15 protein-coding genes are annotated in these 15,498 nt (G+C 51.6%); 7 read left to right on the forward strand and 8 right to left on the reverse strand.

The window, feature by feature from the left end:
- Nucleotides 1–13 precede the first annotated feature (13 nt).
- The 6 genes from B4W65_RS08490 to B4W65_RS08515 all read right to left on the reverse strand — a co-directional run bounded on the left by B4W65_RS08490 (nt 14) and on the right by B4W65_RS08515 (nt 3,962).
- Nucleotides 14–784, reverse strand: coding sequence for a copper resistance protein NlpE N-terminal domain-containing protein (locus tag B4W65_RS08490; RefSeq protein WP_088654717.1), 771 nt, complete (start codon nt 782–784; stop codon nt 14–16).
- 76 nt (nt 785–860) lie between these two features.
- Nucleotides 861–1,301, reverse strand: coding sequence for a helix-turn-helix domain-containing protein (locus B4W65_RS08495; RefSeq protein ID WP_088654718.1), 441 nt, complete (start codon nt 1,299–1,301; stop codon nt 861–863).
- A 14-nt stretch (nt 1,302–1,315) separates the two neighbouring features.
- A complete protein-coding gene (locus B4W65_RS08500; protein ID WP_088654719.1) occupies nt 1,316–1,648 on the reverse strand; it encodes a type II toxin-antitoxin system HigB family toxin in 333 nt (110 codons plus the stop codon).
- A gap of 145 nt (nt 1,649–1,793) precedes the next feature.
- Nucleotides 1,794–2,618, reverse strand: coding sequence for a 4,5-DOPA-extradiol-dioxygenase (gene ygiD, locus B4W65_RS08505; RefSeq protein ID WP_088654720.1), 825 nt, complete (start codon nt 2,616–2,618; stop codon nt 1,794–1,796).
- A gap of 36 nt (nt 2,619–2,654) precedes the next feature.
- Nucleotides 2,655–3,374 carry a pirin family protein gene (locus tag B4W65_RS08510; RefSeq protein WP_088654721.1) on the reverse strand — a complete coding sequence of 240 codons (720 nt, stop codon included), beginning with the start codon at nt 3,372–3,374 and terminating at the stop codon, nt 2,655–2,657.
- 60 nt (nt 3,375–3,434) lie between these two features.
- A complete protein-coding gene (locus B4W65_RS08515; RefSeq protein ID WP_088654722.1) occupies nt 3,435–3,962 on the reverse strand; it encodes a YceI family protein in 528 nt (175 codons plus the stop codon).
- Between the two features lie 214 nt (nt 3,963–4,176).
- Here B4W65_RS08515 and B4W65_RS08520 point away from each other — a divergent pair, with 214 nt between their 5' ends.
- Entirely contained in the window at nt 4,177–6,378 is a 2,202-nt protein-coding gene (locus B4W65_RS08520) for a cation:proton antiporter (protein ID WP_088654723.1), read from the forward strand.
- Here B4W65_RS08520 and B4W65_RS08525 read toward each other — a convergent pair.
- Nucleotides 6,305–7,144, reverse strand: a complete 840-nt coding sequence (locus B4W65_RS08525) for an AraC family transcriptional regulator (RefSeq protein ID WP_088654724.1) — start codon at nt 7,142–7,144, stop codon at nt 6,305–6,307. The genes B4W65_RS08520 and B4W65_RS08525 overlap by 74 nt on opposite strands.
- A gap of 111 nt (nt 7,145–7,255) precedes the next feature.
- On the opposite strand from B4W65_RS08525, the gene B4W65_RS08530 reads away from it, so the two are divergent.
- The 6 genes from B4W65_RS08530 to B4W65_RS08555 all read left to right on the forward strand — a co-directional run bounded on the left by B4W65_RS08530 (nt 7,256) and on the right by B4W65_RS08555 (nt 14,495).
- A complete protein-coding gene (locus tag B4W65_RS08530; protein WP_158522810.1) occupies nt 7,256–9,268 on the forward strand; it encodes a tetratricopeptide repeat protein in 2,013 nt (670 codons plus the stop codon).
- Between the two features lie 11 nt (nt 9,269–9,279).
- Nucleotides 9,280–10,047, forward strand: coding sequence for a LytR/AlgR family response regulator transcription factor (locus B4W65_RS08535; protein WP_088654726.1), 768 nt, complete (start codon nt 9,280–9,282; stop codon nt 10,045–10,047).
- Nucleotides 10,048–10,181: 134 nt separating this feature from the next.
- Complete coding sequence (locus tag B4W65_RS08540) at nt 10,182–11,717, forward strand: hypothetical protein (protein ID WP_088654727.1); 1,536 nt, start codon at nt 10,182–10,184, stop codon at nt 11,715–11,717.
- Between the two features lie 106 nt (nt 11,718–11,823).
- Complete coding sequence (locus B4W65_RS08545; protein ID WP_088654728.1) at nt 11,824–12,372, forward strand: hypothetical protein; 549 nt, start codon at nt 11,824–11,826, stop codon at nt 12,370–12,372.
- Nucleotides 12,373–12,530: 158 nt separating this feature from the next.
- Nucleotides 12,531–13,025: an outer membrane beta-barrel protein gene (locus B4W65_RS08550; RefSeq protein WP_088654729.1), complete on the forward strand. Its 495-nt coding sequence runs from the start codon at nt 12,531–12,533 to the stop codon at nt 13,023–13,025.
- Between the two features lie 231 nt (nt 13,026–13,256).
- On the forward strand, nt 13,257–14,495 hold the full coding sequence (locus B4W65_RS08555; RefSeq protein ID WP_088654730.1) for a DNA recombination protein RmuC: 1,239 nt from the start codon (nt 13,257–13,259) through the stop codon (nt 14,493–14,495).
- A 9-nt stretch (nt 14,496–14,504) separates the two neighbouring features.
- Here B4W65_RS08555 and B4W65_RS08560 read toward each other — a convergent pair whose 3' ends face one another.
- Nucleotides 14,505–15,473 carry a DUF3137 domain-containing protein gene (locus tag B4W65_RS08560; protein WP_088654731.1) on the reverse strand — a complete coding sequence of 323 codons (969 nt, stop codon included), beginning with the start codon at nt 15,471–15,473 and terminating at the stop codon, nt 14,505–14,507.
- Between the last annotated feature and the right edge of the window lie 25 nt (nt 15,474–15,498).

A 15,498-nucleotide genomic window follows, 5' to 3' on the forward strand; every position in this document is an offset into this window, starting at 1 on the left:
AACAGCACGCGGTTTAATAAAGTGCCACCGATTCAAAACGTGCCAACACCTGTGTATTCTTGCTGAAGGTGAGCTTATTACCCTTCACCGCATAGTCGACAGTACCATCAAGCACTTGAAACAACTCCTGCTCCACCCACATTTCGGGACAGGCCATTTTTGTGGCGCCCAGGGCGGAAAACACCACCTGATTCTCCCCTTCAAGCGCATAGCTTCCAAAAAAGGAATTACAACCACTTGTACCGCTCACCCGCTGATCGGCCGACTGAAAACGCACATGCGGCTCCCGGTTCCAGTCGTCCAAAAACCCCACCGGCTTACCATTAAGCTCTACCAGCTTCCAGTACTTCTCCTCCAAAGGAGCCACCGGCGTCAACACATATTTGTCGGCCAGCTGTCCGGTAACCATCATCCCCTCCATATCCAATTGAATCACACGTCCATCGGCAAGAGCATACATACTTGGCGCCTCGGTATTGTCGGGACTATCCAGGGTAAGTACCCTGCCCGGCTCGTTCCAGTGAAAGCTGCCACTGTCGCTGAAGCTGCCGTTTTCTTCTTCGAGGTAGGTGGTTTCCAAACGGTAAGAAAGATCGCCATTCAATTGCAGTATGGTAACAATACCGGGACAACTGGCACAAGGCAGCACGCCGCTGTAAGTCCCCGCCCAAGCAGGGCTGCTTTCAGCTGCACTGCTCACCGCCTGCTTGCTTTTACAGGAACCCAAAGCGGCACCCATCAACATAAGCAACAAAACAAATTTCTGCAGTCTATACTTTTCCATACTTTCTCTTTAAGATTAAACAAGGAAGATACGAAAAAAGCTGCAGGGTTGCGTAGTGCAGGAAGAAATATGCGCCTTACAGTTCAGAAACTTCTTTAACCGTGTTCATCAGACGCGCATCCGGATATTGCCTGTTTATAGAATGAACCAAAGGGTAGGCTCTATTGAAAACTTCCTGACTTACTTTAAAGTAATCAGCCAGTTTTCGGATCGTTTCTTTAGAAAAGCCCTTCTGATAATTCAAAATTTTTGAGACGGTGCCCTTCGAAAGATCAAGAATCTGAGAAAGATCTACAGCTTTTAGATTATGTTCATCCATCAGACTCTTCAACAACTCCACCGGATCAGCTTCAGATAGCACAGTATTGTCGCTCTCCCACTTTTCAATCAGTAAAGTCAACAATTCCACTTCCTCTTCAACATCGGCACCCTCTTGTTCCAAAAGGGAAAGCAATAAACCACAATATTCCTCGTATTGAGTCGGGTTTTTAATTACCGTGTACTTTAATTTTGCCATAAGTCCCCTTTTTCCTAAAACATATTCACATCATATTGCTTCTGCTCTCCACAAAGCTTATCATATTCAGCATGTGTTCCCACCCAAACTACAAATAAATGAACCATTGTTCTACCAAAGAAATATTTACAAATCAATCGGTAAGAATTGCCGCCAATATTGAAAACCACCCGATTGACACCCCGACCCAAAATATCTGCATGATTAAAAGTTTTAATAATATCAGCTGGCACCTTCCAATAGGCTTGTCTCACGAGATAAACCCATCGATCAAAAGCAGCTTTCCCATCGGCATGCGCAGCTGAATAAGAATCAATGGATAATCTTTTGATTAAATGAACTTTCATCTTACCGCTGTTAAAGATAAGCAAAAGTTTCACAAAAGGCAACTTTAAAGAATATTGAAGGAGGAAATTCAGAAGTAATGTTCATACCAAGGGGTTAAAGGTTGAAACAAAACAACGATAAAAATAGCAAAATGTCAAATCGGCCTCAGCCGATTTGAAAGGAGGTCATGGTGAGACTTCCGCCCAGGGGCCGGTCGTTGAACAAGACCAGCTTTTCACCCGGCTGCTGTAAGCCCAGGGCATACAGCATGGGCAAATAATGCTCCGGCGTGGGAATGGCCTGCTCAAAGGCCTTACCGTGACAGCGGTAGTTGATCAGGCGCTTGTGATCGCCCTCCTGTAAAAAGCGCTTCATCTTTTCCGAAGCCTCCTCGGCCCAGTCGAAGGCAAAGGGACTGTTCATCCGACGCCAGTCGAGCAACCTCAGGTTGTGCACCATATTGCCGCTGCCCACAATCAGCACCCCACGCTCACGCAGTACTTGCAGTTCCCGCGCCAGTTGATAGTGATAGTCGGGCGTTTGCAGGTAGTCGAGACTCATTTGCACCACAGGCACATTGGCCTCGGGATACAAATGACGCAGCACGCTCCAGGCACCGTGGTCGAGGCCCCAAGTCTGCACGGGCTCCGGGTGGACCGACTGCACGGTTTCCCGGGTCAGCTGCACCAGGGCGGGCGAGCCCGGGGCGGGATACTGCACTTCAAACAAGGCCTGGGGAAAGCCCCCAAAATCATGAATGGTAGGCGGCTGCGCCATGGCCGTCAACTGCGTACCCCGCGTCTCCCAGTGGGCCGAAATGCACAAAATGGCCGCCGGTCGCGGCAAATCCGCCGCTACCTGTCTGAAACCGGCCACAAATTCATTCTCCTCGATGGCGTTCATGGGACTTCCGTGACCCAGAAACAAGACGGGCATGGGGGGCGTTGGCCGAAAGTCCCCGGCCATCTTACTCAATAAAGAAAGTGACATAAGTATAAGTTTTACAGCCCCATGCCCCGGCTGGGATTACCAGCTCATGGGGACTTCCATTAATAATATTTCGGAATCGGGTTCTAAGGCTTCCAGGGCAAAGCCTGCGGTTTCCCAGATACCCAGACCGTCGCGCTGTGCCAATTCGGTAGCACCCACTTTAAAGGCGCCCTTCAGTACAAATGCATAAACGCCATTGCCCTCCTTTTTCAGCTTGTAGCTCGCCCCGGCTCCTGCATCAAAATGCCCCAGGTGAAACCAGCTTTGCTGATGCATCCAAACGCCCTCATCGTCGGCACTGGGCGAGACGATTTGTTGCAGGCGGTTGTGCCGGTCTTCGGCACGGAGACTGATTTGATCGTAGCGGGGACGGTGCCCCTTTTGATCGGGGAAGACCCAAATCTGCAAAAACTTCACCGGCTGATCAGCATTCTTGTTGTACTCACTGTGGGTGACGCCCGTTCCGGCACTCATCACCTGAATGTCGCCCTTACGTATAACGGTAACATTGCCCATGCTGTCCTTATGCTCCAGGTCGCCCTCCAGGGGAATGGAAACAATTTCCATATCGTTGTGCGGATGGGTACCAAAACCCATGCCCTCCTGCACCCAATCGTCGTTCAACACCCGCAGCGCGCCAAAATGCATCCTTTCGGGATCATGATAATTGGCAAAGCTGAACGTGTGTCGGCTGTGCAGCCAGCCGTGGTTGGCATCACCACGACTGTCTGCCTTATGTAAGATGGTCTTAGCCATATTCTTGTTATTTAACTGTTGCTTAAACTATTACTTACCTGCTTCCCGCACAGCCCGGTTTCAAGCCTGCTTGGTAAACTGGACTTCGCCGAAAATACGCACCTCATCACTCACCAGTACGCCGCCGGTTTCCAGCGCGGCATTCCAGTTCAGGCCCCAATCCTTACGATTGATTTTTCCGCTGAACGAAAAGCCGGCTTTCTGATTGCCCCAGGGATCCTTGTTGACACCGCCGAACTCTACATCCAGCTTAATCTCCTTGCTTACGCCCTTGATGCTCAACTTACCCTTCAACACATACTCATCGTCGCTCTCTTTCTCAAAGCTGGTGCTCTCAAAAGTCATTTCGGGATGCGCCTCCACGTCAAAAAAATCGCCACTCTTCAGGTGCTTGTCGCGGTCCTCGTTGTTGGTATAAACCGATGCACTGTCGACCGTTACGGCTACCTTAGCTTTGCTGAAATCCTCCTGATCAATACTGGCCGAAAAAGTCTTGAATTCGCCCTTAACATTGCTGATCATCAAGTGCTTTACTTTAAAAGTCAATTCGCTGTGTGTGGGATCCAATACCCATTTTGCATTTTCCATGATATTAAATTTTTAAGTGTTTAAGTAAACAATTACTCCTTTTACATTCTTTAAAAAGAAAGCACCCAAACATTGCTTTCGAAAAACTGGAGCTTAGCTGTAAAAGAACTACGATACAAAAGTAGGGCACAAACAAGGGCAAGGGGTAACAGTAATCGGAAGCAGTGTGGTACTTTTCGGAAAATGCGTAATTTTAGGGTCTAATTAAGCGCCAATGAGCCTTCATTTCCTCGATATTTTGGATTTTAGTTTTCCCATCAGCGATCCGGTACTCAAGTTCCTGATCATCCTGGTGGTCATTCTGGTCATTCCCATCCTGAGCGACCGCCTGCGCCTGCCGCACTTACTGGGAATGATATTGGCAGGCGTGGTCATTGGGCCATACGGACTCAATCTGCTGGCGCGCGACAGCAGCATCATTTTATCGGGTACGGCGGGACTTTTATACATTATGTTTTTGTCGGGTTTGGAAATCGACATAAACGATTTCCGAAAGAATATTGGGAAGAGTACCGTTTTGGGCCTCTACGGCTTTTTCATCCCCATGGTGCTCGGCACCCTGGCGGGCATGTACCTGCTCGACTTCCCGCCCATGACTTCGGTGCTGCTGGCCAGTATGTTTGCCTCCCACACCCTCATCACCTACCCCATCGTCAGCAAACTGGGCATCGCCAAAAACAGGGCCGTGAACATTTCCGTGGGCAGCACCCTCATCACCAACATCCTGGCCCTGCTGGTGCTGGCCATAGTCGTGGGCACCTCCAACGGCACCATGGGTGGGGCCTTTTGGGTAAGACTCCTTTTGTCCTTCACCGCCTCCACCCTCGTCATTCTGCTGGTCTTTCCACGCATCGCCCGCTGGTTTTTCAAGCGCTACAGCGACAGCGTCTCGCAATACATCTTTGTACTGGTCATCGTTTTTCTGGGCGCCATATTTTCGCAATGGGCCGGCATCGAAGGCATCATCGGCGCCTTTATGGCGGGACTGGCACTGAACCGCCTCATCCCAAGATTTTCGCCCTTGATGAATCGGGTCAACTTCGTAGGCAACGCCATATTCATCCCCTTCTTTTTGATTGGCGTGGGCATGCTGATCGACTACCGGGCTTTTGGCGATACCCAGACCTTGCTGGTGGCCTTCATCATGAGTGCCATCGCCACCCTCGCTAAATTCCTGGCCGCCTGGCTCACCCAAAAGAATTTCCGCTTTTCGAAAGAAGAGCGCCAGCTGATTTTCGGACTCACCAACTCCCAGGCCGCCGCCACACTGGCTGCCGTATTGGTAGGTTACAACATCATTTTGGGCTACAACGAACTGGGCGAACCCCTGCGCCTGCTCAACGACCACGTGCTCAACGGCACCATCATCATGATTCTGGTCACCTGTACCATCGCCTCCTTCGCCACCCAGCGGGGCGCCCAAAGCATCGCCTATTCCGACCAGGCCCACAACACGCCCTCCGACGTTCCCGAGCGCATATTAATCCCCATCAGCAACCCCAATACCCTCGAAGAGCTCATCAACATCAGCACCATCCTGAAATCAAAAAGCAATAGGGACGGACTCATTGCCCTGAGTGTGGTGCCCAGCGACAGCAACGATGCCGATGCCGGAATGAAGGCCAAGAAATTGCTCGACAAGGCCCTGGTGGCTGCAGCCGCAGCCGACCTGAAAATAAAAACCTCCCTGCGCTACAGCGACAGTCCCGTAAAAGGCATCACCCACTTGCTGCAAGAAAAAAACATCACCGATTTGCTGCTGGGTCTGCACGAGAGCAAAGGGCTGTCCGACTCTTTCCTGGGCAAGGTAACGCAAAACATTCTCAGCAACAGCAACATCACCACCTACATCTACCATCCCCATCAACCGATAGCCACCATCCGCCGCCACTTTGTATTGATTCCCGAAAAAGCCGAACAGGAAACCGGCTTCTCCTTTTGGCTGGCCAAAATATGGAACATGGCCCTGAATACCGGCGCCACCATCATCTTTTATGCCGCCCCCGAAACCCTCAAATTCATCAAAAGCATTCACCTGCACCACCCCATCAAAGTGGCATTCATGGAGCTCAGCGATTGGAAGGAACTGCTGCTGATCAAAGACAAATTCCGCAAGGACGACAACATCACCTTTGTACTGAGTCGCGAAAACCTGCCCTCTTACAACAGCTCTATGGCCTACATCCCGGCCTTCATCAACAAGTACCTCAAGCACCAAAACTTCCTGTTGATTTACCCCTCGCAGGTCAACATCGACGACGAGAAGGTGGACCTGACCTACCCCTCTTTGATGGAAACGGTGGAGAAAATCGACGGCATCGGCAAAACCCTGGCGGGTCTTTTCAGGAAGCGCCGTTCAAAAGAACAGCTGCCTCTTCCCGAAACTCCGACGGGGTCACCCCCGCCTTCTTCTTAAAGACCTTGGAAAAATAGGACTTTTCGTTGTAGCCCAGTTCAAAGCCAATTTCGGAGACCGACTTGGCACTGTGGGCCAGCAGGTGCTTGGCTTCGGTCAGCTTACGCGTCTCAATCAGCTCCGAAACACTCTGGTTCATAATTTTCTGGCAGATCAAATTGAGGTTGCGCGACGACATAAAGAGTTTTTCGGCATAGAATTCCACACTTAAAGGTCGCCTGAAATTGTCCTCCAGTATTTTTAAAAAAGCCAGAAAACTCTCGTTCTGAATGGCCAGTCCCTCCGAATCATCGGCCGCCACCTTCTTCTTTTCCGACTCAATCATTATAAAGAGCGCACTCAACAAGTGGCGCACCACCGACAAATCGGGCGCAGGATGACGCATCTCCAAATCAATCAGTTCACAAAGCTGTCCCAGCCGATTGAAACAAGTGCCCGTTTGCAGCGACACATTGGCCTTTTGATGAAAGCTGTAGTAAAGCTGAAACACCGTCTCGGCAATGAATTCACTCTTAAAACGCAGCACCCACATATCAAACTGCCCCTCCACCACCCGCGTTACCAGTCGGTGCGGCTGCCCCTTCGCCACAAAGGCCACCAAAGGCGCCGCCACCTGCGCCACCTCACAATTGATGGTATGCTCCAATCCCCCGCTGATGCCCACAATCAGCTCCTCAAAGTCGTGCACATGCACCTCATCGGGTTGGGCCGCAATCTGCCGCGCCCGCTCCGCATCAATACGCTCAATAGTAAACAATCTATCCATAGTCTAAAGATAAGTCAAATTTGACGAGGACAATCAGCCTTTTTGAACAAAGCAGCCCCAACAATGTTGCTCCTTTATGTTAAGTCATGCACCCCTCATAAAGTCAGCCCCATGCGCAAGTACTCAACAGTCACTCTGGTCCTGCTTCTTTTGAGCGCCCACCTTTCGGCCATGTCTGGTGCCGACAGTCTCCGCCTCAGTCTGAACTATGCCGAAGACCTCAACGAAAAAGTAGAAACCGCCATACGCCTCTCCCGCGAACTCAACCGCAACAAGGCGGAAAAAGACTCCGCCTTTTTCTATGCCCGCCGGGCCGTGGATTGGGCAGCCACAGGCAGCGACACCCTGCTCATGGCCAACAGTCTCGACAACCTGGGCCTGCTTTACCGCTACAATCAACGCTACGCCCAATCCATCCCCCTCCACCGCAAAGCCTACGAACTGACCCAGGCGCGCAGCGACCGCAAGCGCTACCTTATGCGCTTTGCCAACAACGCCGCCGTGGCAGCACGTTACAACCAGGACCATGCCCTGGCCGTAGAATACTACCTCAACGCCCTGCGCCTGGCCGAAGAAGAAAACGACCTGCGCAACATCGCCATAGCCAGCAACGGACTCGGCAACAGCCTCAGCTACATCAATCCCGATAGTCCCGAAGCTACGCAGCACTTCACCCGTGCCCTCGAAGTAGAAGAAGTCAGAGGCAACCCACGCGGCATGGCCATGAACCTCCTATCCATGGCCAGCTACCACACCCGGCAAAAAGAACACCGGCAAGCCCAGCACTTGCTCGAACGCCTCCTGACCATCAACCAGCAAATCAACGACGGACACGGACTGGCTATCACCTACGAGTATTTTGGACATAATGCCTCATCTGAAGGCCGCTACACACAGGCACGCGTCTACTACCAGCAAGCCCTCCGGGGCTTTGAAGCGGAAAACAACCGACTTAAGATGTCCGACCTCCTTCACCACCTGGGGCAGACTGCCGAGGCGTTGAACCAGACCGGACGGGCCGAACAATACTACCGTCAGGCCCTGGAACTGGCTGAGCAAGGCCAACACAAAGCCCTGATTGCCGGCACCGCCGAAAGGCTCTCCCGCTTGTTCGAAAAGCAGAACAACTACGCCAGGGCCCTGCACTACAACAAAATATCTGAAGCCTATAAAGACAGTCTCGATGTACTGCAACAGCAATCGGTCATGGAGGGCCTGCAAATGCAGTACAACTTTGAGCAAAAAGAAAACGAAATCATGCTGCTGCGTGCCCAGCAGGAAACCCGGGAAGCCGCCTTCAGTGCCCAGCAGGAGCGCTTCAAAAGGGAACGCAACTTCTACGTAGCCCTCCTGCTCATTTTGCTGACCAGTACCACCGTTGTAGTGCTCATCCTGCGCAACCTCAACCTGAAGAAAAACATCCGCCTTACCCGCGAAGCCCATCGCCACGAGCAGGTACAGCAAGAGTTTCAGCGCAACCTCTGGCAGGCCGAAATCCTGGCCACCCGCCTGCAAATGAATCCCCACTTTCTGTTCAACTGCCTCAACTCCATCAAATACCTCATCCAAAAGGGACAGCAGCGCGAAGCCATCAAATACCTCACCACCCTGAGTAAATTTATGCGCGAACTTTTGGAGACCGGCAAACAGCAGAGTGTGGCCCTGGAGCAGGAGCTGGAACTGGCCCAAAAGTACGTCACCCTCGAAGCCCTGCGCTTCGACCAGGACCTCGATTTTGTCGTCCACACCCCCGAGGCACTTAAAGACCGACTCAGGGACATTCAACTGCCCCCCATGGTGCTGCAACCCTTCCTCGAAAACGCCATTTGGCACGGACTCATCCCCAGTACAAAAGCACAGAAAGTGCTGCACATTGAGCTGCAACAGCACCAGCAAGAGTTGCGCATCAGCATCAGCGACAACGGGGTAGGACGAAGTCGCAAGCCCCAAACACCCACCAAAGGACACCGCAGCATGGGCCTGCAAATTACCCGCGACCGCATCGCCCTTTACAACAAAATAACCCACAACACCCTGCGCACGCAAACCATCGACCTGGTAGATGAGCAGCAACAAGCCGCTGGCACCCGGGTAGAACTAAGCATCAACCTCCCCGTTTCCTAAATCATTAAACCATGCGTATAGCCATCATCGACGACGAAAAACACTGCGTAGAGAGTCTCGCCCTCGACCTCCAGTCGCTAACAACCGACCTGGAAATTGTGCTGAAATCGACCCGACCGCAGGATTGCCTCGAGCGCCTTCAAAACGAGCAAATCGACCTGCTTTTTCTCGATGTAGAAATGCCCGGCATCAACGGCTTTGAGTTGCTCGAACTGCTCCCCCACATCCACTTTGATGTGGTATTTACCACCGCCCACAGCGAATACGCCGTACGCGCCTTTCGCAATAAAGCCTACAACTTTTTGCTGAAGCCCGTCGACATCGACGACCTCGAAGCCTTGCTGGGCGATTGGCAGAGCCAGCGCCAAACCCAAAAAATGCTCCTCAGCGAAACAGCCGTCCGCGAACTCATCCAAAAAATCAAAACCGAAGGCCTCCTCAAAAACAAAATAGCCATTCCCGTAGCCGACGGCTTTGAATTCATTGAAGTCGCCCAAATCGCCTACTGTCAGAGTGAAAACAACTACACCCGCATCATTTTGGCCGACGGCGGCCAAAAACTCATCAGCAAAACCCTCAAAGAAGTAGAGCAAACCCTCGGCAACTACCTCTTCCTGCGCATCCACCAGAGCCACCTCATCAACCCCAACTACCTCAAAAAATACCACCGCAACGACGGCGGCTACGTCATCATGGAAGACGACAAACGCCTGCCCGTCAGCAAAAGCCGCAAAGATCTGCTCACCCAACTCTTCGAAGTGATCAGCAAAAACCAGTAGGCGACCAAATTCTCATTCAAAAGCACCACTTACTCATCGGAACCCGCCACCGGGTAATCTGCTGTTTTTTGACGCCCTTTCATTTCGGACATTTGAGTACGAATTAAATGTTAAACCAACCAAAAGTACTCAAGATGAAAACAAGTACCTACACACACAAAGGCCACATTCAGTCGGCCGAAACACCGCAGGAGGAACTCAGAAACATCAAGCGCAGCGGGGCCACCCTCCTGCTGGTCTTCACCGCACTCTTTACCCTGATTTTTTTCAGCAGCTGCGAAGAGGAAGACGACAAAGAAGAAGAACTTCGCCCCGACAGTCTGGAGCTCATAGTGGACAATCAGCTGGAAGCCCGGTACAGCCAAACCATAAAACTAGATGCTTCACAGACCCACGACAAACTCGATGCAGCCATCGATTTTAAATGGGAAGCAGTAAGTTTTCCCGGCGACCATTTTCTGGAAGAATACCTGCAACAGGCCAGCACAGCCACAGCCACCTTCCACCCCTACGATGTAGGCGAATTCACCTTTAGAGTCACCGCCTCCACCGAATTTGAGACCCAAACCGCCCTGGTCTCGGTCGATGTAGATGCCCAGGTGGTAGAACTCTCCGGCGACCTCAACGACCTGAAAGAAACCTGGATGCCCACCACCCCTCCGGGCATGACCGACTACCGCATTATCGGACCCTTAAGTCTCCACCGCAGCGAAATTGACGTAGCCCCCGGCGTCATCATCGAGATGAGCCAAAATGCCTACATCAATGTGAATCAGGACAGCTACCTCTCGGCCGTAGGAAGTGAAGCAAACCCCATCATAATTCGCGGTCAGGAAGCCATCCGCGGCTACTGGCACAGCATTCGCTTTGTATCGAACACCACCAACAACCGACTGCAATATGTCGAGATTTCCGATGGCGGCAAAAACCGCAACAACGACCGCGGCATGATCACCCTGGGCAACGAAGGGCGCCTGCACATGGAGCGCTGCACCCTGAGCAATGCCAGCGGAGCCGCTTTGGAACTGGGCATCGTCACCGGCAACCCCGATCAGCACCTGACCCACATCGCCAATGTGTATAAAAACAACCAGCGCCCCGTCTTTGCCCGTCCCGATGCCTTTCACTTTTTAGATGCCGAATCGGACTACAGCGGCAACGACATCGATGCCATCGACGCCGATGGCAAGCTGGGCAACACCCCCGATGCGCCGGTAGAATGGCAGGCCCTTAACGTGCCCTATCTGGCCGAGCGCATCGTCATCGAAAACAAACTCACCCTTCAAGCCGGTCTCCACTTAAAAATGACCCAGGACAGTTACATTCGGGCCATCGACGGTCACTTGCACATCGAAGGAGAAGCCGAAAATCAGGTACTCATAGAAGGAGAGCACGGCGGAGGCGCCACCTGGATGGGCATCGAAATGGCCAGTTTTGACAACCACATCGACCACCTACACATCAAAAATGCTGGTTCGGCCGTCTTACGAAGCGGACTCGAAAAAGCCAACATCGCCATTCGCAGCGGCTCGCTCTACATCGAAAACACCCATTTTGAAGACGGCGACGGCTACGGGGTTTACCGCACCATGAACACGCAAATCAGCGGAGGCGACAACCTGACAGCCACCAACCTCAACGGCGACCTCTACAACGTCATTATGTTGTAAGCACCAACCGAACAAGACAAAACAACGGGCATGATCCGTCTTCAAATAAACTAAGGAGGGCTCCTTATCATGCAAGGGCCCTTCCATTCAAAAAACAAAAAACATTATGAAACTGTACACCAACTTTATGGCCCTATTGGCGCTTATAAGCTTCAACGCCTGTTCCGAAGACGAAAACGAAAACGAAATGGAGGAAATAGCCTCCAACACCGAGCTCAGCGTAAGCGGAGAAGTAGAAGGCGAATACAAAGCTCTGGGCTCCTATTTCGAACACTTTGATGCAGACTCCGAACTCTACGTCAACAGCTTCGAGTTTATGGACCAGCACAACCCTGCCGAATCCACATTTTTAATCGGCATCAGCCGCTTTTCGCAGGAGGACATGGAGCTGACCACCGGACTTTATCCGCTGAGCAACTCCTATCTGGCCGGTGGCGATACCAACTCCTTTGGCGTAGGTGTAACCTGGTGGGACGAGGAACGCAATGCCACCATCTATCCGGAGGTAAGCAACGGTATTCTACGCATTACCCAGATCAGCAGTGAGCGAATCAGGGGAGAAATCATCCTGCGCATGAAGACCTCGGAATACGATGAACACCAGGCCGAGCTCAACATCGACGGAAAATTCAACGTACCGCGCGAAGAGTTTTAAAACTGTCCCCGACGCCCGTAAGGTCAGGGCATTAACAAACCAACACGCCCCCTTTCACCAGTTGGAAGTGGCCGTTGGTCAAACAGGATAAAAAGATATAAATATCATTTAAAAAAAACTCCATAACTTGCAGTTACTATAAATCAAAACACAAAATCATGAAAAAGACCATTTTTACCTTAATTCTACTCTTGCTGAGTGCAAGCGTAAGTCTTCAGGCTCAGGAAAGCAAAATCAGAGCCGGTGCGGGACTCGTTTACGCCACCGACATCAACAATCTGGGCCTTGCCCTTAAAGGAGTGTACACCTTTACACCCGAATGGGAAGGTGCCTTTGGCTTTACCCACATCCTCAAAAAAGACTACGTCAGCTACAACATTGTGGACCTCGATGCCCACTACGTTTTTGCACAGACCAGCGACGAAATGAGCTTTTACGGACTGGCCGGACTCGCTTTGAATTTCTGGAAAGTGGATTTTGGGGATAACGAGTGGTTTGGTGGATCCGCCACCGGATCGGATGCCGGTCTGAACCTGGGTGTTGGTATGAACTACCTCCTGAGCAGCAATCTGCGTCTGGTACCGGAATTACGCTTCACCGTACTCGACGGCAGCTTTGCGCGACTGGGCGCCACCGTTCAGTACAGCTTCTAGACCCAAGTTATAACAACTAATGCTGCGAGGATGCTCCCCAATAAGGGGGCGTCCTTGTTTTTTTTCAGACCAAAGCCCCCATTTCCGCAAACTGATGGCCAGTTGATCGGCGCCAGTCCGACTTCACCCACAAGCGTTTAACAGCACCACACTACTTTCCCCACCCCTGCGACACCATTTGTCGCCCCTCCTTGCTATCTTAGCCACATCGTTCATCCAAAAACAAACGCTATGGATACCCTCTTGCTGATCATCCTCCTGACTCTTGCCCTGGCCACCGGTCTGCTTGCCGCCCTGTATGCACAAAGCCGACAACGGGCCCGCCAGGCCGAAAGCGACCTGCAGGAACGCCTGCAAAGGCAGCAAAAGGAGATGGAAGCCCTCCATCAAAAGACCCTCTTGCAATTCGAAACCCTGGCCAATAAAATCTTTGAAGAAAAGACCGACCGCTTCAGCAAAAACAGTCTGCAAAGCATCAGTCACCTCCTTAACCCACTCAAAGAAAACCTGCAGGAGTTTAAAAAGCAGGTGGCGGAGACCTACGACAAGGAATCCAAGCAACGCTTCAGTCTCGAAGACCGCATCAAAGAACTGGTGGCCCTGAACCAGCAAATCAGCAAAGACGCCACCAACCTCACCAAAGCGCTGAAGGGACAAAGCAAGACCCAGGGCAACTGGGGCGAAATGATACTCGAATCCATTCTCGAGCAATCGGGCCTGGGCAAGGACCGCGAATATTTTGTACAACAGTCGTACCGCGACAGCGACGGCAAGCGCAAACAACCCGATGTGGTCATCAGGTATCCCGACGACCGCAAAATCATCATCGACGCCAAAGTCTCCCTCACCGCCTACGAGCGCTTTGTCAACGCCGACGACAGCGAGGAACAAAAGCAGCACCTCGATGAGCACCTGCGCTCCCTGCGCACGCACGTCGACCAGCTCAGCGCCAAAGGCTACGAAAAAATGGAACGCACCCTCGACTTTGTCATGCTCTTTGTACCCATAGAACCCGCCTACCTGGCCGCCATGCAGTACGACCCCGAATTGTGGAACTACGCCTACAAAAAGCGCATACTACTAATCAGTCCCACCAACCTCATTGCCGCCCTCAAAATGGTGGCCGACATCTGGAACCGCGAAAAACAAAACGTAAATGCCCTGGAAATTGCCCGACGTGGCGAGTTACTCTACGACAAATTCGTAGGCTTTGTAAACGACCTCGACGAACTGGGAAAAGCCCTGGGCAAAGCCACCGACAAGTACGACAGTGCCCTGGGCAAACTAAAAACCGGGCGCGGCAACCTCATTGCTCAGGCCGAAACCCTGAGGGGGATGGGACTCAATCCTTCCAAAACCCTGCCCGACAAGCACCTGCCCGATACCGAATTAAGCGATGACGGTCTGCCCGATATAAGCGACGATTCAAAGGCAAAGGAAAACCCAAAAACAAAGCCGCAAGAAGAATAAACCCGGCCTTTATTCTTTGGTCCATATACGCGTATTCAAGTTCAACTCCTTAATGATGATGGCATTCATCATAAAAAGAGCGTGCATAAAGGAAACGTCCTCAAAACGCAGACAGGAAGAATACATGCGTGGCTCAAAAAGCGCCTTGGAAAAATGCAGGGCCACAAAAACCCGCGCACCAATAAACGAAAGGTGCATTTTGCGGCCAAATTGCTTTCGGATATTCACCAAAGCCTCCATAATGGCCGGCGTAAGAATGTAACGCGCCTCCGTTTGGTCCGTAGCGTACACCGCAAACAACTTCTCAAAGTCGCGGTCCTCCAACTTCACCAACTTGCCCTTGCTGCTCATCTGAAACTTCTGCCCCCATTTACCGAACAAACGCTCCGCCGTATCCGGTTCTATGTAAGTCTGCCCCTTAATGTGCTTATTAAAATCGGCATGAAAAAGCAAACCCCGGAAAATGGTCACCCACCGCTCCTTGCGCTTACCGTCCTTATCGTAGCTCACATCGCGATACTCGGTATGCAGCTCCGAGCAACGAAAATCCGTTTTATCCAAAGTTCCTGAAATCAGATCGTCGCCCCTATACCGATCGTATGAGCGCCGGAACAAATCGCTTTGTTGGTATTCGTGGGGACTAATCATCTGATCGGGCGCATAGGTCCATTCCGGGTCGATCAAGCGTACAATCTCCCTTACCACCTCCTCCTTGTACTTGCCGCGGTAATCGCGCCACATACTTCCAGCCTTCACCCCAAAATAAATCGAGCCACCCACCAATACAGCAAACAAAATCCAAAAAAACACCGGCTGGGTCTCTATCGTTCCACTTAAAAACCAGCCTGCCAGCAACACAATGCACAGCAACACCAACAACTGTCGCCTTACCACCTTCTTGCGCAAAGCATCCAAGACCTGCAATTTTGGCTTTAACTCCCTCTCGTAAACTTCCTTTAAGTTGTCCTGATCAACCATAAACCTGCTCCTTTTTTAAACACTA

It is taken from the genome of Geofilum rhodophaeum, assembly GCF_002210225.1.
Classification (GTDB): domain Bacteria; phylum Bacteroidota; class Bacteroidia; order Bacteroidales; family Marinilabiliaceae; genus Geofilum; species Geofilum rhodophaeum.